This window comes from Corynebacterium gallinarum (assembly GCF_014837045.1).
Lineage (GTDB): Bacteria > Actinomycetota > Actinomycetes > Mycobacteriales > Mycobacteriaceae > Corynebacterium > Corynebacterium gallinarum.
This window is the reverse complement of record NZ_JACSPR010000009.1, coordinates 1-22,903: the sequence shown is the minus strand read 5'-3', so window position 1 is coordinate 22,903 and position 22,903 is coordinate 1. Positions and strand designations below refer to the sequence as shown.

Annotated in this window: 16 protein-coding genes, 1 tRNA gene and 1 pseudogene; 11 read left to right on the top strand and 7 right to left on the bottom strand. The window is 59.2% G+C overall.

The features are described 5' to 3' along the window. Positions 1-99: 99 nt before the first annotated feature. Positions 100-711, top strand: a complete 612-nt coding sequence (locus H9627_RS11545; RefSeq protein WP_191734192.1) for a CueP family metal-binding protein — start codon at positions 100-102, stop codon at positions 709-711. Positions 712-888: 177 nt separating this feature from the next. Beyond that, positions 889-3,279, top strand: coding sequence for a transglycosylase domain-containing protein (locus H9627_RS11540; RefSeq protein WP_225213817.1), 2,391 nt, complete (start codon positions 889-891; stop codon positions 3,277-3,279). Between the two features lie 21 nt (positions 3,280-3,300). Here H9627_RS11540 and H9627_RS11535 read toward each other — a convergent pair whose 3' ends face one another. Further along, positions 3,301-3,561 (bottom strand): DUF2249 domain-containing protein, encoded by a 261-nt coding sequence (locus tag H9627_RS11535; protein ID WP_191734190.1) that lies wholly within the window; start codon positions 3,559-3,561, stop codon positions 3,301-3,303. A gap of 84 nt (positions 3,562-3,645) precedes the next feature. On the opposite strand from H9627_RS11535, the gene H9627_RS11530 reads away from it, so the two are divergent. Genes H9627_RS11530 through H9627_RS11520 form a run of 3 tightly spaced genes read left to right on the top strand, consistent with a single transcriptional unit; the run spans position 3,646 to position 7,446 of the window. Then, positions 3,646-4,785 carry a hypothetical protein gene (locus H9627_RS11530; protein ID WP_318247787.1) on the top strand — a complete coding sequence of 380 codons (1,140 nt, stop codon included), beginning with the start codon at positions 3,646-3,648 and terminating at the stop codon, positions 4,783-4,785. Next, complete coding sequence (locus H9627_RS11525) at positions 4,782-5,999, top strand: beta-carotene 15,15'-monooxygenase (protein WP_191734189.1); 1,218 nt, start codon at positions 4,782-4,784, stop codon at positions 5,997-5,999. Before H9627_RS11530 ends, H9627_RS11525 begins: the two co-directional genes overlap by 4 nt. 4 nt (positions 6,000-6,003) lie before the next feature. Then, a complete protein-coding gene (locus H9627_RS11520) occupies positions 6,004-7,446 on the top strand; it encodes a multicopper oxidase domain-containing protein (protein ID WP_191734188.1) in 1,443 nt (480 codons plus the stop codon). 30 nt (positions 7,447-7,476) lie between these two features. Here H9627_RS11520 and H9627_RS11515 read toward each other — a convergent pair whose 3' ends face one another. Further along, on the bottom strand, positions 7,477-7,941 hold the full coding sequence (locus H9627_RS11515) for a GatB/YqeY domain-containing protein (protein WP_191734187.1): 465 nt from the start codon (positions 7,939-7,941) through the stop codon (positions 7,477-7,479). Between the two features lie 9 nt (positions 7,942-7,950). Here H9627_RS11515 and H9627_RS11510 point away from each other — a divergent pair, with 9 nt between their 5' ends. Both H9627_RS11510 and H9627_RS11505 read left to right on the top strand, forming a co-directional pair. After that, positions 7,951-8,898, top strand: coding sequence for a metallophosphoesterase (locus tag H9627_RS11510; protein WP_191734186.1), 948 nt, complete (start codon positions 7,951-7,953; stop codon positions 8,896-8,898). A 96-nt stretch (positions 8,899-8,994) separates the two neighbouring features. Continuing rightward, a tRNA-Pro gene (locus H9627_RS11505) sits at positions 8,995-9,071 on the top strand. Between the two features lie 239 nt (positions 9,072-9,310). On the opposite strand, the gene H9627_RS11500 is transcribed toward H9627_RS11505, so the two are convergent. After that, positions 9,311-11,080, bottom strand: coding sequence for a hypothetical protein (locus H9627_RS11500; RefSeq protein ID WP_225213807.1), 1,770 nt, complete (start codon positions 11,078-11,080; stop codon positions 9,311-9,313). Between the two features lie 52 nt (positions 11,081-11,132). Then, positions 11,133-12,104: a site-specific integrase gene (locus H9627_RS11495; RefSeq protein WP_191734184.1), complete on the bottom strand. Its 972-nt coding sequence runs from the start codon at positions 12,102-12,104 to the stop codon at positions 11,133-11,135. A gap of 168 nt (positions 12,105-12,272) precedes the next feature. Between H9627_RS11495 and H9627_RS11490 the strand changes: the two genes are divergently transcribed. Further along, positions 12,273-12,509, top strand: coding sequence for a helix-turn-helix domain-containing protein (locus H9627_RS11490; protein WP_191734183.1), 237 nt, complete (start codon positions 12,273-12,275; stop codon positions 12,507-12,509). 271 nt (positions 12,510-12,780) lie between these two features. Here the strand turns inward: H9627_RS11490 and H9627_RS11485 are convergent, their stop codons facing one another. After that, the gene (locus tag H9627_RS11485) at positions 12,781-13,776 is read right to left on the bottom strand and encodes a site-specific integrase (RefSeq protein ID WP_191734182.1); all 996 of its coding nucleotides are present in this window, start codon (positions 13,774-13,776) and stop codon (positions 12,781-12,783) included. Positions 13,777-14,781: 1,005 nt separating this feature from the next. Here H9627_RS11485 and H9627_RS11480 point away from each other — a divergent pair. From H9627_RS11480 to H9627_RS11470, 3 genes and pseudogenes are all read left to right on the top strand, one after another. After that, positions 14,782-17,592, top strand: coding sequence for a class I SAM-dependent DNA methyltransferase (locus H9627_RS11480; protein WP_191734181.1), 2,811 nt, complete (start codon positions 14,782-14,784; stop codon positions 17,590-17,592). Between the two features lie 290 nt (positions 17,593-17,882). Next, a pseudogene (locus H9627_RS11475) lies at positions 17,883-19,197 on the top strand (ISL3 family transposase). 121 nt (positions 19,198-19,318) lie between these two features. Continuing rightward, positions 19,319-19,627: a hypothetical protein gene (locus H9627_RS11470; RefSeq protein ID WP_191734180.1), complete on the top strand. Its 309-nt coding sequence runs from the start codon at positions 19,319-19,321 to the stop codon at positions 19,625-19,627. Positions 19,628-19,715: 88 nt separating this feature from the next. Here the strand turns inward: H9627_RS11470 and H9627_RS11465 are convergent, their stop codons facing one another. Together H9627_RS11465 and H9627_RS11460 are read right to left on the bottom strand one after the other, a co-directional pair. After that, complete coding sequence (locus H9627_RS11465) at positions 19,716-22,130, bottom strand: CHAT domain-containing protein (RefSeq protein ID WP_191734179.1); 2,415 nt, start codon at positions 22,128-22,130, stop codon at positions 19,716-19,718. Positions 22,131-22,298: 168 nt separating this feature from the next. After that, positions 22,299-22,739, bottom strand: a complete 441-nt coding sequence (locus H9627_RS11460) for a transposase (protein WP_318247789.1) — start codon at positions 22,737-22,739, stop codon at positions 22,299-22,301. Between the last annotated feature and the right edge of the window lie 164 nt (positions 22,740-22,903).

Below are 22,903 nucleotides of genomic sequence, written 5' to 3'. Positions count from 1 at the left end.
ACCGGGCGTGTTAGAAAAAGACCCCAAGACCCTAATCGGCCCCCATCGGCCTCCATCGACCCCCATGCCCTCCCGCCCCCTCTACCCAAGGAACCTGACGTGAAAAGAACCGCGATCATCCTCGCCACCCTCTCCCTCACCCTGGCCGGATGCTCGGCCACGAACCCGGACGCCAACCCGGACCCCGCCACCGCAACAGACACCACCGCTGCCAACGGCGCAGCAGCCACCCAGGATCAGTTCCTCGCGGACCATGGCCTTGCCGACATGGATGCATCCCAGATCATCGACCACCTGGACGCGCTGCCTGTCGCTGAGCGCCCCACCGGTCTGATTGCCTCGGTGCGCTCCTACGAGCTGCTGCTGAGTGATGATCGCCAGGAGATCACGCTCGACCTGCCGGAGAATCAGACGTATGTGTCCATCGCCCCCTATGCCACCCAGACGCATGACTGCTTCTACCACAGTCTGACCACCTGCCTGGGTGAGCTGGGTAATGAACCGGTCCACGTCACCATCACCGATGAGGCATCCGGGGAGGTCCTGGTGGATGAACAGGCAACCACCTTCGACAATGGTTTCGTCGGTTTCTGGCTGCCAGATGAGACCACCGGCACGATCGAGATCACCCACCAGGACCGGACGGGCACGACCGCATTCTCCACCAACGACGACGGGGCAACCTGTGTGACCGATCTCCGCCTGACCTAGCGGGTCCACCACACCAGGCCCCGTGCACGGGCGGTGCGCCCCGGTGTGATCAGCTGGCATCACGACGGCCTTGACCGACCACACAGTTGCGACCACAACACGAACCACAGCATGGTTGGCCAGATTCACGAAACAGGCTTCAGTAGCTAGGCTGTTACCGTGTCCTTCCCAAAGTCCATGACCAAACTCCTGGCATCCACGGTGGCAGCGGGGTTGCTCGGCGCCCTGGCGCTGGTGCCCGTCGCCAGTATCACCGGGGTCGCCTTCGCGCGCACCAATGAGACGATGCAGTCCAACCTCGCCGATCTGGAGGATGGACGTGGCCCCGGGGTCACCACCATCACCGATGCCACCGGCGAGCCACTGGCCTACCTCTATTCGCAGCGGCGTTTTGAGGTGACCGGGGATCAGATCTCCCAGCCGATGAAAGACGCGATCGTCTCCATCGAGGACCGCCGGTTCTATGAGCACGATGGCGTTGACCTGCAGGGATTCGGTCGTGCGATGCTCACCAACCTGGCCGCGGGCGGGGTGGAACAGGGTGCCTCCACCATCAACCAGCAGTATGTGAAGAACTTCCTCCTGCTGGTTGATGCCGATGATGAGGCCGAGCAGGCTGCCGCCATCGAGACCTCCATCCCCCGCAAGCTGCGTGAGATGCGGATGGCCTCGGACCTGGATGACAAGTTGAGCAAGGATGAGATCCTCTCCCGGTATCTCAACATCGTGCCGTTCGGCAACGGGGCCTACGGTGTTGAGGCCGCCGCCCGCACCTATTTCGGTGTTTCCGCCGCCGAGCTGACCATTCCGCAGTCGGCGATGCTCGCGGGTATCGTGCAGTCCTCCTCATATCTGAACCCGTACACCAACTATGATGGTGTCTTCGAGCGGCGCAACACCGTGTTGTCGGCGATGGCGGACACCGGTGCGATTACCCGCGAGGATGCCGCGAACTACCAGCAGCAGCCATTGGGCGTGCTGGAGACCCCGCAGGGGGAACCCAATGGGTGCATCGGCGCGGGTGACCGTGGTTTCTTCTGCGATTACGCCCTGAGCTACCTCGCGGAGCAGGGCATCACCCGGGACATGCTGGACAAGGATGCCTACACCATCCAGCTCACCCTCGACCCTGTGGTCCAGGACGCCGCCCGCTCATCGGTGGTCAATCACACTGATCCCACCACCCCGGGTGTGGCTGAGGTGGTCAACGTCATCGAACCGGGTTCCAACTCGCGTGACATCCTGGCCATGGCTTCATCCCGTAACTACGGGCTCGACCTGGAGGCCGGTGAGACCATCCTGCCGCAGACCAGTTCCCGGGTGGGTAATGGCGCGGGTTCCATCTTCAAGATCTTCACCGCGGGAGCCGCCATTGAGCAGGGCATGGGCCTGGACACCATGCTGGATGTGCCTACCCGCTATGAGGCGAAGGGTCTGGGAACAGGTGGTGCGCAGAACTGCCCGCCAAATACCTACTGTGTGGAAAACGCCGGCACCTACAAGCCCCGGATGACCCTGCAGGAGGCGCTTGCCTACTCCCCCAACACCACGTTCATTCAGATGATCGAACAGGTCGGTGTGGAAAATGTGGTGGATCTGTCGGTGAAGCTCGGTCTGCGCAGCTACACCGAGGAGGGCAGCTTCGACGGCACCTCCTCCATCGCGGATTACATGAAGAACGCCAACCTGGGCTCTTACACCTTGGGCCCCACCCCCGTGAATCCCCTGGAACTGTCCAATGTCGCCGCGACCCTGGCGTCCGGTGGCGTGTGGTGCGCACCGAACCCGATTGTCTCGGTCCACGACCGTGACGGCAGCGAGGTTTACATCGACCGTCCCGAATGCGAACGCGTGATGGATGAGCGGGATGCCGCGGCCCTCACCGTGGGCATGAGCGAGGACATTACCGAGGGAACCGCCGCCGGCGCTGCAAGCATGTACGGCTGGACCAAGCCGATCGCGGCGAAGACCGGTACCACCGAGTCCAACCAGTCCTCCGCGTTCCTGGGTTTCAACAACAACTTCGCCGCGGCGCCGTACATCTACAACGATGGCACCACCACCACCCCGCTGTGCAGCGCACCGGTGCGCCAGTGTGGCTCCGGAACCCTCTACGGTGGCACCGAACCCGCCCAGACCTGGTTCCAGCTCGCCAACAATGTTCCGGCTGCGGTCGCGGGCACCATCCCGGATAACTCCACCGACTTCCAGCTGGGGGCGAGTGCGGCTTTCATCACTGAGCTCACCGGGCAGAGCGAAGCCGCCGCCAGGCGCGCGGCGGAGGCGGAGGGCTACCGGGTGACCACGCGGTCGGTGTCAGCCACCGGGCGACCACGCGGCACGGTGGTCGCGGCGCGCCCGGAGAACGGGACGCTTGTCGACGGTGGAACCATCATTCTCGACATCTCCGACGGTTCCAGCCCGACCCCGCCACCGGCATCCAACCCCGACACCACGCAGGACGCACCCACGCGTCGGACGACAAGCCCCACCACCCCACCGGCGCCCACCGTCCAGGATGGCGTGAACGCCATCAACGATGCGCTCCGGCAGTTGCTCGGTAACTAGGGCCCGGTAGACAGAACGCTACTATGCCGTGCGGGTGAACTTGATATGCCAGTCGGTCGGACCCTCCTGGAGGTACTCCAGTTCGAAGGTCTCGTCGCGGGCCTCAATCTCCCTGAGTAGTGGCAGCGGGTTGTGCGGGGCGATGAGGATCATGGCCTCGCCGACGTTGCGGGTGCCGAGCGCTCCGTGGATGGCACCGTGGCGCACCGCGTGCGGAATCTCAGAGGCGTTGAGGGTGGGGACCTGGCCGGCCTGGCCAGCTGCGGAGATCGGTAGCTGCATCGTGCACATCCTGTCTGGGGGCGGGTATCGGGGAGTCCGCCCTGACACTTGGGGAACGGACAATTTAATAGTACGATAAAACCCGTGCAAATACACCACCGTCCCCAGCCATGGACGTGGAACCCACCACTCGCGCTGCGATTCGGTTTCCTGGTCTTCGCCGGCGTCTCCGTGGTCACCGGCCTGTTCGCCGGCACGGTCAAGCTCGGCTACCTGCTGGACAGTCCCGCCGCTTCCCTGGCCGAGGACCACGGTCCGCTCATGGCCTTCGGGTTCGTCGGCGGTGCGATCGGCATCGAGCGCGCCGTCGCCGTGCGTACCAGGTGGGCGTGGCTCGGGCCACTGGCACACGCACTCGGCGTGGTCACCACCCTGTCGGGCCTGCCCCGACTGGTGCCCGGAGTATTCTTCGCCCTCAGTTTTCTGGTCCTGGGCGCGACCTACCTCGAGGTCCACCGTCGCCAGGCTTCCTTCGCGGTGCTGACCCAGGCTGCCGGGGTCATCGGTGGCGTCGCCGCGGCGCTCGTGTGGGCTCTCGGTGCGCCCTTCGCCTACGCGATGCCCTTCGCCGTCGTCTTCGCGGTGGCCACCATCATCGGTGAACGACTCGAACTTGCACGCATCTCCTTCGGAGGCGTTGCGGCGGAAACCACCGTCACGGCACTCACCCTGGCACTGACCGCCTCCTCACTGCTCTTCGGCTTCTCCGCCCAGCTCGGTTTCGCCGTCATGGGCGTGCTGCTGGTACTCGTCGCCGTGGCTACCGTGCGTGTCGACGTCGCCCGCCACCTGGTCAGATCCCGGGGCCTGCCGCAATTCTCGGCGGTGTGCATGCTGCTGGGTTACCTCTGGCTCATCGTCGGCGGTGTCATCTGGGTCGCGTTCGGCTTCACTGAGACCGGCTTCGCCTTCGACGCCGGTGTCCACGCGGTCTTCCTCGGGTTTGTCATCTCGATGATCCTCGCGCATGCGCCGATCATCCTGACCTCCGTCATCCGCTACACGCTGCCGTACCACCCGGTGATGTACGTTGCGGTGGCGCTGCTGCACGCCGGCCTCGCCCTGCGCCTGCTTGCCGACGCCCGCAGCCACACCACGCTCTGGCAGGCCGGTGGCCTGATCAACGTCACCGCGGTGATCGTCTTCCTGCTTGTGTCCGTCTCCCTTACCGTGCGCCACGCACGCCGGCGGGCAGCCCGCAAGACTGAGAAGGTTCCCGCATGAGCACCCTCGCCGTCTCGGATGTGTCGCTGCGCGCGCGGGGTCGGTGGCACACCACCGCAGGTGCGGTCATCGCGTTCTGGCTCGTGGTCGGCATCGCGGCGACGCTCGGTTACCACCTCGGGCTCGGCGTGACCTGGTGGGACGTCATCCACCCATTCACCATCGGCGCGCTGACCACAGCGATTCTCGTCTACTCCACGCACTTCGCCGAAGCCCTCACCCGCACCGCCACCGTCGGTTACCGCGGCGTGGGCCTGCGGGTGGCGATCGTCAACCTCGCCATGCTCGGCCTGCTCATCGACCGCGCCGGTGACGACTGGGGCCCGCTTGCCGACGCCAGCGCCACCGCAGTCATCACCGCCCTCATCTGGCAGATCGCGGTCGTCGTAAAGCGCCTGCGCGGCTCCCTGGCCGGCCAGTTCGCCGTCACCGTCCCGTTCTACCTGGCGGCGGCGGGTTTTCTCATCGTCGCAATCCTCTTCGCCATCCTGGCCACCCGGGTCGGAAGCTACTCCGATCTCATCGCCGCGCATTCCCGGGCCACGGTGTGGGGGTTTGCCTGGCTGACGGTCATCGGCACCGTCGTCACGCTGCTGCCCACCCTGGCCGGATCGCGGATCTCGGACACCGCCCGACAGCGCTGCACCCGGGCCCTGTCCGTTCACGTCGTGGCCCTGGCGGTAGCTGTGGTCCTGCATTCGTTCGGTGAGCCCACCTGGGCCGGGCTGACGCAGCTGGTGATGGTGCTGGCCGCCCTGCTGGTGGTGCAGCCGGTGATCGGCATGCTGTTTTCTGCCGGTTCAACGTGGACAACCGCCGCGGTCTCCGTGGTCGCCGGGCTGCTGTGGATGCTGGCTGTGGCCGCCGCCGATGCCGTGATCCTGATGACCGGCGGGGACCCGCGCGCCGGCACCCTGCTGCTGCTCCCAGCACTGCTGGGCGGTGGCCTGCTGCAACTGATCACCGGGGTGCTCCACCACCTGCTGCCGACACTGGTCGGTGGTGGTCCTGAAAAGGTGAGAACGGCACGCGCCGCCACGGACCGGGCTGGCGGGGCCCGCCTGACGCTGATCAACCTGGGCGGACTTCTCACTCTGCTCGACGTGACGGGCCCCGCCCGTTCAACCGGCCTCATCCTCATCGGCCTCGGCCTTACCTGGCACGTCGTCGCCATCACGCGGGCAATCATCGCCCAGTACCGAATGGAGAACTAGAACCATGAGCATCCCGATCGGACCCGCCGGTGGCGCAGGCCCCCGCCCCGCGCCGAAGAAGCCCGTCGGCGGCGACAAAGACGTTGAGTGGGCCTCCTGGGTGCTCGTTGGCCTGGCGATCGCCACCGTGGTCACGCTCGCGGTCCTCGCCAGCAGTGGGTTCGGTTCCACAGGTCAGGCGACCACGCAGGCGTCGACAAGCAGCGGGCAGGCCGTCACCGACGGCGACACGGTCACCCAGCAGGTGAGCATCGAGGGCATGCTTTTCGCACCGAACACGGTTGAGATCCCGGCCGGGTCGACACTGGTGCTGGAGATCACCAACAACGACTCACAGAACCACGACCTCGCGCTCAACGGCATCAACACCGGCCTGATCTCCCCGGGTGACACCGTCACCCAGGACTTCGGTGTCTTCGATGAGTCCACCGCAGGCTGGTGCACAGTCGCCGGACACAAGGCAATGGGCATGACCTTTGACGTGACGGTCACCGGCGCTACCGACACCGTCACGGCGGGCGGGACCAACACGGCCGCCGTCGACGTGCCCGGCGCCGGAGCCCGCAGTGTCGACCACGAGGGCTTCACCCCGGTCGACCCGGTCCTGGCCCCGGCCCCGGCCCCGACCGGCACGGTCCACGAATACGACTGGAACATCACCGAGGAGGTCCGCCAGATCGCGCCGGGCCACGAGCAGGTGGTCTGGCTCTTCGACGGGCAGGCGCCCGGCCCGACCCTGCGTGGCAAACTCGGCGACACCTTCCGCATCACCCTGCACAACAAGGGCACGATGAGTCATTCCATCGATTTCCACGCAGGCGAAGTCAACCCGGACACCAACATGGCGCAAATCCCTGTCGGGGAGTCCCTAACCTACGAATTCGTCGCCGACCGCTACGGCGTCTGGATGTATCACTGCGCGACCGCCCCAATGAGTCTGCACATCGCCAACGGTATGTTCGGCGCGGTCATCATCGACCCGCCAGCCGACTCCGCAGACGTCCTGAGCGACGTCGATGAGGAGTACCTACTGGTCGCCAGCGAGATGTTCCTCGGTGAGCGTGAAGTTGGTGCCGACGCCCAGCGCGTCAACGACCGCGACTACGACCTGACGGCGTTCAACTTCTACCCCAACCAGTACGATCTGGCCCCGATCGAACACAAGGTTGGCGACACCGTGCGTGTGTGGCTGATGAATGTCGGCCCGGACCAGTCGCTGAGTTTCCACGTCGTCGGCGAGGTCTTCGACACCGTCTTCTCGGAGGGTCGCTACCTCATCCGCGACGCAGGGACACGTGGCACCGGTTCACAGGCCGTGGACGTATCCGTCGCCCAGGGTGCGTTCGTCGAACTGACCTTCAACGCACCCGGCAGCTACGCCTTCGTCAACCACCAGATGACCGACGCGGAGAAAGGCCAGCACGGCTTCTTCACCGTCACCGACTAAACAACTGATGACCCAGGGCGGGCATGAAACCTAGGACAGACGGCGCTTCACTGCGGTGGAGAGTCGTTTGCCGTCAACCTTGCCGGCAGCCTTTCCGGTGGCGGCCTTCATGACCTGCCCCATGTGCTTCATGGTGACTTCCTCCCCGGTGGCCTGGGAGATCTCGGCGATGCTGTCGTCGATAAGCGCGTCGAGCTCTTCGTCGCTCAGCTGCGCCGGCTGGTAGGCCTCCAGGATGGAAGCCTCCTTCAGTTCGACGTCGGCAAGCTCCTCACGCCCGTTCTGGGTGTAGATCTCGGCTGATTCGCGACGCTTCTTGATCTCGCGCGCGATGACCCTGAGAACATCCTCATCGGTCAGTTCATGCTTGGCTCCGGTGGTCTCCTCCTGCGTCAGTGCGGAGAGCAGCATGCGCAGGGTGCCGGTCGTATCCTTGTCCCGGGCTTTCATGGAGGTGGTCAGGTCTTCACGGATTTTCTTCTTCAGATCACTCATGTTTCCCCAATGTACTCCCCGGGTAGGGTGAACAACGTGCCAACAAATGTTAAAACCTTCGCCAAGACCGCCGGTGGCATTCTCGGGGCCGGAATCGCACTCGGACTGGGCGCCGCTGCCTGGGGTTATTCTGAGCTGACGAAATTCCAGCTCAAGACCCACACGCTGCCCCTTCTCGAGCCCGGGACGCTCCGCGGTCAGAAGGAGTTCCGTATTCTCCACGTCTCGGATCTGCATATGATCCCCGGCCAGGACACCAAGAAGGCGTGGGTGTCCGCCCTGGATACCCTGGAACCCGACCTGGTGATCAACACCGGCGACAATCTCAGTGATGAACAGGCCGTGCCTGATGTCCTCCAGGCCCTTGAGCCGCTGCTCAACCGCCCGGGAATGTTCGTCTTCGGCACCAATGACTACTGGGCACCGCGACTGGTCAACCCCTTCCGGTACCTATTGCGCATGAAGCGCCCACCCAGCTATGTCGATCTCCCGTGGCAGGGCATGCGGGCCGCCTTCATCGAGCGCGGTTGGCGGGACGCCAACCAGAAGCGGGTGGAATTCCAGGTCGGGCGGGTCCGGCTCGCAGCAGCGGGTGTCGACGACCCACACCACCACCTCGATGACTACTCCGAGATCGCCGGTGCCCCAAACGCCGATTCCGACCTGGCCATCGCACTGCTGCACTCCCCTGAGCCACGTGTTCTGGAGAAGTTCGAGGCCGACGGATACCAGATCGCCTTTGCCGGCCACACCCATGGTGGCCAGATCTGTCTCCCCGGTGGTCGTGCCATCGTGACCAACGCCGATATCGACCGGAAACGTGCCTCCGGACTCCACAGGTTCGGTTCCATGTGGATGCATGTCTCGAACGGCCTGGGCACCTCCAAATTCGCCCCGGTACGTGTCTTCTGCCGCCCCAGTGCCACCCTGTTGAAAATCACCGAGCGCGACTCCTAACTCCTGTCATTTCTCTGTCAAACCATCCCCATAACAATCCCCTGAGCTGGCGTTTTGGCCTATACAACTCAGAGGACTAAAGTGGGGCAAGTACCACGGGATATGGCGCAGCTTGGTAGCGCGCCTCGTTCGGGACGAGGAGGTCGCAGGTTCAAATCCTGTTATCCCGACCACTAAGCAGGACGGTTTTAGGTTACACCCCAGAATCGTTTGGGAAACTGCTAGATATTAACAATCCCCGCTGATTTTCAGCGGGGATTGTTTGTTTTTCCTCTTTTCCCGGGGCTTAACACCTCCTCCAGAGAGCTTCGCGGCCCCCTCCCAGCGCTGTGTTCCGCATGTGGGCATGGCAGATCGCCAGCGGTCCACGGGATCGCCGGTGATCAGATTCAAGTATGTAATTCTTCACGTATTAGGCTGCTATCTCGCCGGTCGTATCATGTGGAGGTCCATGTGGTTTCCCCACCGGCGACGACGCACCAGGCGGGGATGGAGGTGCCGTCACCGGCGGTGGCACCGTGAGGTTGGCAGCGACCCGGCGAAGGAACCGCGCGATCAAGGAGAGGTTCGTGCTAATGACACCCAGTGCGGTGAACATCCACGCAGCAGCGAAGCCGCGCACCAGACGACGAGTGTGATCACCAATGGAGGCACCCATGCCCCGGCCGTTCTTGATGAGGTCATTACGCGTCTCGATGACGTTACGGAAGGTGCCGAACGTCTTCCTCCACGCCGGCGTCTGATACGCCGGTCCCGTTTGGCGGTACTTCATCCCCTCACTGTGAGGAATGCTCACCGACGTCGAGTTAGTGCAGCAGCTACGACGATCACGCGGCAACTGAGCCTGCACCATGCGAGGCAGCCTCTTCTTCTTAGCATCATCACGCTCTGATTTTTGCGCGAGCGGGCAGTATAGCGTCTTACCCGATCCACGCGCGGGACACATAAACGCCATAGACGTACCCGTGTCATCGGTACCTTTATGACGCATCGCGTACAAGCGCCGTCCCTCGATACGGTCGTCATAGGTCTGCTCGTCGATGCGGCCAGCCTGTTTATCCTCCGTGGTGTAGACGAGGTGATCCGGAATAGCCGGGCAATACCACGCGCCTTCCACGAGTTTCATTGACTCAAACTCATGCGTCCTGCCGAGCTTATTCTTCGGGTAGTCGCCCACCAGGGTGTATCCCGCACGACGCAGCGGCTCGTGATAGTTCTCTGTCATCGCATTGGGGAAATAGGCTCTATCACCGACGATGGTGCCCTTAGGTACGTCGTCGTTACCCATGAGATGCCGAATAGCCTCCAGGGCACGGACAGCTGGGGAGTGACCGGGCCTGTCCATGGACATGGCGTGAATCAAATGCGGCTGGTTGTGAGTGCCTTGATCGGTTATCACACCAGCAACAATGGTGGCTTCGTAGCCCCATCGCACCTCGCCCTTGGTTTTTGTCAGGGCTGTCTGTGTGCCCTTATGGTCGCCTTCACGCACGTACCATCCTCCCTCAGGGTCACTGGAGACAAGATCGTGTGGGCGCAAGTTCTTACGCGTTCCGCGCTGGGAGCTGGCGATGAATGTGCCGTCCACAGCGAGGTCGCCGAGCCAATTGTCGCGGTAGTGCTGTGGCAACTCCTCCATCGACGCCGCAATAAGCCTGTTGAAGAACTCTGTCGCTCTGGCCCAGCACAGCTCTTCGCGGTCGTCGTCGTGCTCCGTCATGATCGCGTCATACTCAGCCTTGGTGAGCCTGCGCCAGTGCGGGATATCACTGAAGGGGTCAATACAGTCGAGCACCCGTTTGAGTGCACGCCATAGTCTGCTATACCAGCGCGGATAGGTGGCCTCATAGGCGTCGCCGATGGTGCGCGCCTTGTCACGGGCGGGAAGACCCAGCAATTCCAACGCCTTATCGGTGGTGTCCGGATCAGTCAGCAAGCTGGCGCACTGTGTCAGATGCAGCGGGTGGCCGGAGGTGGCCACAATGAGAAAGATGATGAGTATTGCGCCATCAGACACGACCGCAGGCCGCCCACCCCTGCTGGGGTCGTAACCGTCCTCGGTACGCCACTGCGCCAACAGGTCACATGCCCCGGCCCGGTCGACGATGGCACCGAAACGCCTGACCTGTTCTGCGTCTAAACGAAAGAGCGGCCGTGGCAACGGTGTGATCGTTGATCCCATGTGGTTCACCTCCTTTCTTGGGCGTGGGTTAATATCTCAGGTGCGTCGGGTGCTACAGCGCAATCAGTGGCGGGTAAGCAGCAGGTTCAGGGTCATGTCGCCAGGCATCGTATTCGTCTTCACTCATCACGCCGGTGGAGATGATGGTGTGTCTGTAGGCCCGGTCGAGACCGCGTGTGATGCCAGCGGCGTGTTCAAGAAGCTCAAAGGGAACACGGTGACGGGCATGTCCCATCACCCATGTGTGTCGTAACCGCCTGACAACGGGGGCACGACCGTGGCCGGATACCGTCCTGCTGGCGTCGATAAAGTTCGTGACGACCATGGCCGGTCGTTGTCGGGTAATCGTCCCGCTCTGCGGTGCGACGATCGGAGAGGAGTCCGTGTGACCGGATGGTCTGTAATGAATGACGTCTGAGAGCACCGTGTCCCAAGGTGCAGTCACGGGGACATGGCGACTCCACGTGCCTCGGGCACCGCCTGTAAACACAATGATGGCGTGCTCGTGGGCCATCACATCGTCGTAGGTGATGCCGATCATTTCACCCGTTGTGACGCCGGCACCGAGGGCGAGAGCGACGATCGCGGCTGCGCGACGCTGTGAGTAGGGTGTTGGTTGAGCGTTGACCCAGTCCACAACGTCGAGCAGCTCGCGTGTTGTGTATGGCAGAGACTGCGGCGGCTGCCCCAGACCATAAGGTTCCGGGGTCCAGCGCTTCACGGACTCATGAGATAATGGAACACCGTCAGAGCATTTATCGAGGCGCCGGACCAGGCGGGTGAGCACCCTGAGTTCCTGTTGCAGACTGGACGACTTCTTCTGCCCCTCGTGAATATCGATATAATTCTGCACCGCCGCGTGATCAGCGATGTACGGTAACGCCGTCGAGAGTTCGATATCGAATCCGTAATATTCGTGGAGCCACGTAATATATTTTATGAAATGTGAATATTGACTTTTTCGCGTATTTTTATTGCTCGAGAGAATGTCATATTTTTTATGAAGCATGTCGATCAGGACCATCACCTGCTTCGTTTTGTCGCGCCGTAGGCGCTGTTGAGGTCCGGTACCATTCGGAGGCTGAAGGTGATGGCGAGCACGCCGCGAGACCCCTGGGGTAGCATCCCCCACAATGCCCCTATCCGCCGCCACCCCGCCTGGCCTCATGCCACCGATATCACTGATCCTGTAATGCTCAAACTCCAGGACTTCGCCCGGACCATTGGAGAGTTGATCAACTCCGGGGAAGTAGCCAGCAGTGCCGCACTGGCCAGACGTATTCACCGGGATAAGTCCACAATTACGCGCATCATCCGAGGTCAGCTGATTCCAACCGCGACTATTATCGCTGAGATCGAGCAGGCGTGTGGACGAACCCTGTGGCCGGATCATGATGTCCAGCGTTTCGGCGGTCCACCCGCCGGGTAGCGCCCCTGCGCTAGGCGCATCAGAGACGGGAACCGAGCGAAGATGTGGTGAAAATATACATTCCATACCTTCGTCATACCTGCTGGCAGGACACCATTTCTAGGCACACGCGTGATACATATAATATTTATTAATAAATTATTCATTGTTCATACCCTTTGAGCAGTCGCAATACCGACATGAGTAGGAGTCGGACCATTTAACAACCAAACACTAAATTGCGTATCCGCAACTCATTGGACAGAATTATGAGCCTCAATATTTCCTGCGCTTAAGGCCCATATACCTCACATACGGGAGGAGTAGGACTACGCCCACCCTGGAGCATGAACCGGAAGTTCTGTGCTCGTGAACGTCCGGCCTCAAGGACATATTCCTCAAACTGAGCTAAACTCCTCAACCCGGCAGCGGCGCAGATCACGTCTTCGGGGACACCACTGAGGATGCGCGACTTGATCCACGTATTCCGCAGTCGCCTTGCATCCGGGGCTGCGGTCGCCGTGGACAGCGTCGCTCGGCGCAGATAAGCCGAGAGCTGACCCACATTCTCATTGGTACGCCCCGGACGAAAGATGTAGTCGTCAAAACCCCGCTGCTCCAGCACTGCATCGATATGCTGATGAAACAACAGGTGCAACGGCACAGCCCGTCGGGGCGCCCCACGGAAACCATGGGGATGAACGATGATGCCAAAGGGGTCACGGCAGACATCTTTAGCACGCAGTGTACATATCTCGCCGGCGCGCAACCCCGCTCCGAGGGTGAGACTCAGAACGGTGTGGAAGTTTTCCCGCCGTTGGGACGTAGGCTGGCTACTGGCCCAGTCCGTGAAGCGCTGGATGTCGCGTGTGCCGTAGGCAGCCAGTGCAGGCTCGTAGGTCACCGGATGCTGAAAGTCAGCACTCCATTCCGGATTCACGGCTTCGCCGATACGCATGAGCAGCGAGCGTTGCGTACCCACGGTCGTACGGCTCAGAGGCTTAGTCTCGGGGGACTCAAAGTAGTCACCGATAATACTGGGATGGAAGACCGTCTCCAGACTGACGGCCCCGTAACGGGTCCAGACCCAAGCGGAAAGTTTGGCCACGGCACTGAGTATGTTGCGCAACGTATCGCGGCTGGTTGTTGCTGCGTCGATCCCCAGCGAGCGGACGACGCTCCGGACGAAGTCCTCAGTATCTGCCCACACTTCTGCCCGGACACTCGCAGGCGTGTAGTTCATGATGATCCGGGCATAATCTGCGTCGGTGAAGTGATGAGGGGACATGGTGGCCAGATACCTTTCTTCCTGTGGGGGACGCCATCACTGTGAGCAGCCGCCACATAGGGGTGAGGAAATCACAACTAACGAGATAAAGGGTGCTGCGCGCTGACCTGTCGTCGGATAAGGAGTGTTCTGCCATCTCGCACCCTCATTGTTCGTTGCGTATACGCAACTGTCAATGGTGTATCGATTAAAATCGAGAGACGGATTAGTGCCATACGCAGGAGATTGGCCAAGATCCCCGTGACCTCAGGGCCGTATCCCCACCATTATTGCGGTGGGAACGTACGACTCGAGATGGACGAGCATTGCCGGCGAGCGAGTGACGGAGGCGCACGCGAAAGGACATAACGAGGGGAATCACCCCCATATGGGGCATGTTTCTCAAACTTTCCCATCAGTAACGAGACACTCTCTGCCGTTGTGCATTCTCACTGCTGAGAAGTGTTGTTTCCCCAGTGAAACCCGGGATATTTGGGGAAGCACCACGGGCTTCTGACCGCCGGGCGCTATCCGGGGTGCCCCTATGCTTCTACCAGATGGTCGGGATAGCATATCTCAGAAAGCGACCGCAAGAAGCTTGGGATCTTGAAGTCATACCACTTCCCAGGATGGAGTCTTGCGATATTCCGGTGCTGTTGCGAACTCGCATTTTGAGCCCGTCTCCCCAATCTTCCGACTGCTGTGAACTGCGGTTCCCTGAATCGGGCGCAGCCGAAATTCGCTGTTTGCAACAGCACTCTCAAAACGGCTCTTCCGGAACGAGCATGCGTTGATCTTGGCCTGCCAGCACTTGTGAAGCGAAATGAAAACACGGTAGTCAGCGCGGCTACCTTATTAATTCTTTTTAATAGACGAGACAGTCCTTCTCTGATGGGGCTCAGCTGGGGACTGCCTCGCTCTTAGCGCTGCTGCCCCCTTCCCAACCCCTGCGGCTGCCTCTGCGTGAACGGTCTAAAATTAGATTTCCACTTCAATACCCCTCCCCGATAAGGAGATTTCCGCTCGATGAACTCCGTACAACGTAAGAAAGCTGCCCACGCGTTTGCCGAGAGGTGGGCTAAGGAGCCTGGCGGGGAGAAGCAACAAGCCGCATCATTTTGGCTGGAGCTAGCCAACGAAGTCCTGGAGATGCCCCGGCCTACTCAATACATCTTCTTTGAGGAGCAAACCAATTACGGGGGATACATTGATGCCAAGGTACCTGACGCGAAGGCGTTCATTGAGCAAAAGTCACGAGGCGTAAACCTAGATAAGAAGGAATTGCGCCAGGGGGAATCGGTCACCCCCTTTGAACAGGCACGTAATTACGCCAACGCCCAAAGGAATAGTGATCGTCCCTTATGGATCGTGGTGAGCAATTTTGACGAGATCCGCATTCACAACCTGGATGTGGATTACCCCGAGCAGAATTACACGAGTTTTCAGGTCGATGATTTAGCCAATAATCTTCACCATCTCGACTTCTTAGTGGATCCGACAACTAAACGGTTGCAGTTCGAGCGTGAAGTGTCATGGGAAGCCGGTGAGCTCATCGGTGAACTTTACGGCAAGTTGCTCGAGCAATATGACGATCCGGACTCAGATGAGAGCCAGCACGCGCTAAATGTGCTCAGCGTCCGTCTCGTGTTCTGCCTCTTCGCGGAGGATGCCGAGATCTTCCCCAAAAATGCGTTCTATAACTACCTAGCAGGCAAAGACCCTGATTCAGTTCGACGGTCACTGCGCATCCTGTTTAAGCACCTGAACACCCCTACCGAAGAGCAGGATAAGTATGACGAGGAGCTAAAGAAATTCCCTTACGTCAATGGTGGCCTGTTTGTCGATGATGTAGAGATCCCCAGCTTTACTGAGGACATCGTGGAGCTGTTAGTGACCCGCGTCGCCGCCGGGACCGATTGGTCGAAGATTAGCCCCACCATCTTCGGTGGCGTCTTTGAATCCACACTGAATCCTGACATCCGACGCCAGGGCGGCATGCACTACACCAGCCCTGAGAACATCCATAAGGTTATCGACCCTCTGTTCCTAGACGCTCTCAAGACCGAACTTGACGATATCGTGGCGATGCCGAACGGCACCCGCAAGGAATACCGGGCACGGACGCGGTCACTGAATGCGTATCAAGAGAAGCTGGCTTCCTTAAAGTTCTTCGACCCCGCCTGTGGTTCGGGTAACTTCCTAACTGAGACGTACATGAGTCTGCGCCGTCTCGAAAACGTGGTGTTAACGCAGCTCATGGCGGGCCAGACTTCTTTTGGTTTCGAGGATGTAGCTGAGTCTCCTGTGAAGGTGAACCTGCAGCAATTCCACGGTATCGAGATCAATGACTTCGCTGTCTCCGTCGCCGAGACCGCCCTGTGGATCGCAGAGTTGCAGGCCAATATGGAGACCGAGATGATCGTGACTCGCTCCATAGAGGATCTTCCCCTGCGCGACAGCGCCCACATCGTCAAGGGCAATGCGCTATTAGTTCCGTGGGAAGACGTACTGCCGCCGAGTGAGTGCAGCTATATCATCGGGAACCCGCCGTTCATTGGCAAGATGACCCCGAAGCTTAAGGCTGAGCGAGCATTGTGGTTTAAGGACAAGGCCAGTCGCATTGATTACGTGGGATGTTGGTTCAAGGCTGCTGCCCACTACATGAACGGCACGAAAATCGAAGCCGCTTTGGTAGCCACCAACTCCATCTGCCAAGGCGTCCAGGTCACCCCGCTGTGGAAGCCATTATTTGAAGCCGGCCTCACGTTCAATTTTGCGCACCGCTCATTCCTCTGGAAAACCGAGGGCCGCGAAGGCGCGTCTGTGATGGTAGTGGTCATCGGTTTCTCCTACGTAGATCGTAAAGAGAAATGGTTGTGGGACTACTCGGGTAAGGAAATCTCGATGACCAAGGCCGCGCGAATTAATGAATACCTGGTTGATCACCAGAACATGTTCATAGAAACACGCAGCACACCACTGGACAACGTGCCGCCGCTTATCAACGGCACTAAGCCTGCAGGTAAGGCCCTGACGTTCACAGTGGATGAATATGCGGCGGTGTTGAAAAAGTACCCCGACACTAAGAAGTTCTTCCGCAAGTACCTCGGCGCTACCGAGCTGACCAACAGTACTCATAGATACATTCTCTGGATTGAGGAGTCTGACCTGCCGGAAGTAGCAGATGTTCCGGTACTTGCTGATCGCCTAAAGCAAGTCAGCGTCCAACGAGCAGAATCTTCCCAAAAAGGAACATATGCCCTTCGTGACAAACCTTGGAAGATGTTTTATGTCGGTGACCCTGGCGGGGAGCCGTTCCTTGTCGTACCGTCCGCTACCTCCGGAGCACGCCGCTACTTCCCCATGGGGTTCATAGAAGACAATACGCTGCCTAGTAACCTGGTGTTCTTCCTGACTAATGCAACTATCTATGACTTTGGCATTTTGACCAGTCGCTTTCACAACACGTGGCTGAACGAAATTGGCGGAAAGCTAAAGGTTGATTTTCGGTACGCGAACACCCTGGTCTATAACAATTACGTCTGGCCCACTGTGACTAAGGCGCAGCGGGAAGAAATCACGCACCTTGCACAGGCAGCCTTGGACGAGCGTGCCAAGCTGGAAACAGACAAATCCATGACGTTCGACAAGATGTACAAGCCTGGTAAAGAATGGGCTTATCCCGCACTGTTTGCAGCTCACACTGCCCTAGACGAGGCTGTGGAACGCGCCTACGGCCTGGAACCGGGTTGCGATGAAAAAGACATCATCTCCCACCTGTTTAACCTGTACGAGCAACGTTCAAGAGACGAATACCTCGCATCCAAGAAGAAGTAGACGGCTGAAGACGACCCCACGATCTAAACGGGGGTCGGGCCCCAAGTCTAGAGAAAAGAAAAGAGCCATCTGCCTAACATTGCATCAGCATCCTTCCTTTCATAGGATACGAAGTATCACTCTGACGTGTCGCAACCGACGTCATAGGCCGAAGGGTTAAGGGGCTCTTCACGATTTAGAGTGCGTAGTTGACCACAAGGTGGGTTTCGGGGTGGCACAACATATAGAGGTCCTGGCCGGTACAAGATGAGAGTTACGACGCTTCCATCTGACCGAACCAGGACCCTACTGTGCAGCCTACTACTGGCAACCTTGTCGCCGACACCATCATCCGAACCGTCGAACTCGGCCTGACCATCACAGGCGCCGCCATCGATGACCGCCACACCTGGATCACCTGCCGCCCGGTCACCGTGGACCCCTCGTGCACGGCCTGCGGGATGGAAGGGAACCTGCGTGATCACCGGATCCGTGAACTCGTCGACCTGCCCGTCGTGGGGCATCCCACCCGGCTACGGATCCGGCTACCACGCTTCACCTGCCCCAACACCGGATGTGGAACCAAGATCTTCCAGCAGCAACTGGTCTGCGCAGCACCGAAAGCCAAGTTGACCACCCGTTGCACCCGCTGGATTCTCCAACGCCTCGCGATCGACCGCATGAGCGTCAGTGCGATCTCGAAGTCGCTGGACATCGGCTGGGACCTGGTCAACCAGGTAGCCCTAGATCAGGCCCGGGATCTCGTCTACGCCGATCCCACCCATCTGGCCGGCGTGCGGGTTTTGGGTGTGGATGAGCACAAGTGGAAACACTGCCGCGGCGACGGTAGTCCCGGCTTTGTCACCGTCATCGTCGATCTGACCCCGAACGTGGACGGCACCGGGCCAGCGAGATTGTTGGACATGGTCCCGGGACGGTCCGCTGAGGCGCTGCGTCGCTGGCTTGCCTCCCGGGAGAAGTCCTTCCGCGACAGGGTGAAAGTCGTGGCCATGGATGGGTTCGCCGGCTACCATTCGGCCACCACCGAGCAGCTGCCGAAGGCCCGGAAGGTGATGGACCCCTTCCACGTCGTGCATCTGGCTGCCGACAAGCTGACTATGACCCGCCAGCGGATCCAGCAGGACACCTGTGGGCATCGCGGCAGGTCAGGTGACCCGTTGTACGGGGTGCGTCGGATACTGCTGACCCGGATGGGTCTGCTCACCGCCAAACAGAAAACGAAGCTGGACGCGGTGTTCGCCGACGAACAGCACACGGCTGTGGATGTCACTCACTGGACGTATCAGGACATCATCGCAGCGTATGAACATCCCGACCGTCGGGTCGGGAAGAGATGGATGTACAAGGTCATGTGCCGAATCCGGAAGGATCTCCCCGGCGGGGTGCAGGAGCTGGGGCAGTTGGGTCGGACGATGTGGAAACGCCGGGCGGAGATCCTCGCCTACTTCGACACCGGTGCGTCCAACGGCCCCGTTGAGGCGATCAACGGCAGGCTCGAACACCTGCGTGGCATCGCCCTGGGCTTCCGGAACCTCAACCACTACATATTGATTGCGGTCACTGATCCATTCCGGAGGACTCCAGGCCAAGATCAACGCACTCTAAATCCGGAAGGGCCCGTTAAGGCAGTGGCCCCTGAAGGCACTACTGCTGGACCCCAACAAAGCGAATATTCAGCAACGCTGGGGACGCTAAGACCTCGCTGTCGATCGCCTACCAGAACTCCATGAATGAGTGGGCTCGGCTACGTCCAGATTTCATTTTCTTGGAGGAGGTTAACGGCAAGACGAGGGCTTCGCTGATCGATCCGCATGGCCATCACCTGGCCGATGCGCTGCCCAAGATAAGGGGCCTGGTGCGATTCTATGAAGCTCATCCCGACGCCTGGTTCCGGATGGAGGCCGTGTCAATGTTCGACGGCGTAATTCACGGGCTGGACCTCACCGACACAGTGGTACGGGAACGAATTGCCGAGGCGCTCTCAGCAGAGGAACTTTATTTAGATGACAGCGTTTCCTTCGTGTACACGCCCTAGAAGTACTTCGTTAGGTGAGGCCTGCTCGATAGCAGTAGAGGCCTCGCTCAGAGACACCTAACGAAGTATCACTAGTGCTGAATGGATCCTAATTTGAAAGACCATCAATGGGATTACCCACGAGACTGAAGGCAGCCCAATCTAAATGGTCAGTAAACGACTCTCGTAGGGTGCCTACTGCTTTGACCCAGCTCAGATAAATGGCATGACTTACTGGTAAATCATCCTCAAAAATTTTATCGAACAGCATGCCATAAAAGGCTGTAGCGAACTCTGCGGCCGCGCGGTCGCCTACGGACCAGTGAGTTCCAGCTACGTAACTAACGCCGGAGTACCAGAAAGCAGACTGGACGCTTAAATACTCATCTTGTAGCTGGAAGTTCTGAGGCAGGCCAGACTCGCAGGAACCAAGGACTATTAGCTGAGCTTTTGCAGGGCTGCTGAGAATCTTTTCCACCGTAAGCGGTCCAGCATAAGTGTGGAGTGCAGATTGTAATGGATCATAGTGGGAAGATGAATGCCCTGCGAAATGAACGAAGTCATTGTCCCTCCCTGCTTGAAGAATAGATCCTGGCGTTGCTGTTTCCAGGGAAGACGCCAAGCTTGGTGGCGCTGACTCTACAATCCACGAGCATTCCTCTTCGGCCAGAGGGAGGGGATTTTGGTAGGCAACTGTAGCTGCCTCTTGCACAGAGAGAGAGTTCTTGCCTGGGGCTGTCGGATTCGATTTAGTCGCCGAGAGGGATTGTGACGGCACCTGAAAAAGGAAGATGTCACCTCGCTCAATGGCACCAGGCATAGGCCCCACTGACCATATGGGGAACGCTTGGAAGTAGCCGCCGGGGTGCAGCACTACCGTTTTTGATTTCTGGTTCAAAATCCATTCCACAACAGGAATAAGGACTGCGGAGATTCTAACTACGGAATCTCGACGGGTTTCGCGAGACCCCCCGGGGGAAAGCAGACCCGGAGGATGGAATCCACTGAAAAGGGGTGCAAGAATCGAGCCAGAGAGCTGAGGAAATTCCGCGCCAAAGTACCTACCGCTCTGGGCACAAATTGCGTAAGTGCCAGTGGGACTGTGGGTCAAGTGAATCCACATGAACTCATCCTCCGGAGCTGAGGTTCTCTCACCAGAGTGCATGAGAGAAGCACTATTACTGGCGATGAGACCTCGGGTTAATTCGAGGAGGTGAAAAGCGTCCTCCCATTGTTGCAACCTTCCGAGTTCACATGCCGCGAAGCGGAGTTCTTCAGGGTAGCGGCGGAGAAGCCCATGTAGCCGTTCTTCTGGCCACGCTAACCTCACAGAAAGGATCGCTTCACGGATGCGAGAAAGCGCTTGTCCATATCTATGCGAGGTTTCTTTTGCTGTCGCCGAAATCGAAAGTTCCTGAAGCCCACGGCTCACATAGGTTTCATAATCCTTGGTGGCCCATATGGCATCTAATTCATCGAAAGGTAATGGCGGTTGTCCTCGAAGCGGCGCCAAAATACCTCGTAGTCGGTTGATGCCGAGTTCGAGTTCATCAGTAGCGTCGGGATGGGAGTAGGCAAAGTTCCTGGCGGCGTCAAGGCGGTCGTCGAAGTGGGGAATCTGATCAATGGATTGGCTCAAGATTGTGCTCTGCTGAGGCACCCAGGCAGGGGTCTGATCAAATCCTAAGACTGAAGGATTAACCCGAAGCGTCGAAACCAGCTGTTGATTACTGGCGGCAGGCCACTGGTTGTGAAGGGGGGCAAGTTCAGGAATGGAATTTGCGAGATCTCGTTCTGCGATGGATCTCTGCCAGTTAAGCCAGGTAGTAAGTGTCTCGACAATATTGCGGTGGTAGGTTCCGACATCAAAAGCATGGTCATGCTTGTGGAATAGCTGATGTGCTCTATCAAACCCGCGTAAAATCTCCTGGAATATTTCAGGTGATGGGGATATTTCCCCCATATCCACTAATTTTTTCGTCGCCAATGAGAGCTGAAAGTTATTGTAGGCAGAGTCAACGCTGCCTTTTTGGCGCCACTCACGTGTTGTGGACAGGGTTTTGTGTGCTGACCAGAGTTCGTCTTTGGTCGGATAAAAAAGTTCTAAAGTGCACAGCGCAGAATTCGTGAAGGAGATTGCCGCAGATTTTTTGTCTTTCGCCGCAATAAACTGATCCCCAGCGCGGTAAAAAATTCTCGAGGCATGTCGCCGTGCTTCATCTCGATCGGGGAGGATTGCGTAAGTAATTAGCATGGCTAGGTCGTCAAGCGGTGATATTTCTTCTGTTACATTTTTGAGAAAACTCCCGATTTTGGCTCGTTGGCCCAACATCTTCGTCACTCTTTGGACGGTTTCTGGGGACATCCCTCTCACCATTTGTGAGCGAGTTCGTTTTGTTAATCTCTCCCCTACTTCAACAGCTTCCTGCTCCGATCCCTGGAAGAAAAATTCTTCGTAGGCAGTTTTCATGATGAGTTCTAGTTCATCGAGAAATTTAGTGGTGGGCGAAGTCAGATTTGTCATATCTGAAGCATATTTGAAGGAGTTGACTGCGAGCTATGGATGGATCCCTAGTAGTACTTCGTTAGCTCTTATGGCGGGGTGCCTGCGGGAGTAAACCTGATCGTATGGGGCCGGATGAAATCGAGCGGGTGCGCGGGGCACTAGGACATGTCTTCTAAAAACCCTGAGTCAGGTGATCACGGCACAGAGGACCACGGCTCCACGGTAGACTACGGTGAGCTTGTCATAGCGGGTGTCCAGGCCACGCCACTGCTTGGCCGAGGCAAACGTCTGCTTCACAACGTTGTGGCCCTGGTAGGCCTGCGCATTAAAGGCGGGCTGGCGCCCACCCTTACTACCTTTACCTTGACGGGCCGCGACACTGTCACGCGCTTCGAGAATGACCACGACGATCACCGTCGTCGCGTAGCCACGGTCGGCCAAGACCGTATCCGGACGCGACCTGGCACGCTCCGGTCCGCGGCAGGGAACATGAATGTCTTTCAGCACGGTTGGAAGCATCATCCCGTCGTGTCGCCGCCCACCGGTAACCACCAAGGACAAGGGACGACCATGCCCGTCTACGCTGGCATGAATCTTGCTCGACAGTCCTCCACGCGATCGGCCGATGCCATGACCAGCCGGTTCAGTCAGTGCCAGCGGCAGATTCTTGTGATTCGACCGTGCCCCCTGGGTCCTGTTCGGTCAAGTCCACCCGAGTGGTGTATCTGCCCTTTCGATAAAACAAGCAGCGTAACGACCTCACGGACCATCACGAGCTAGAAACCGATGCT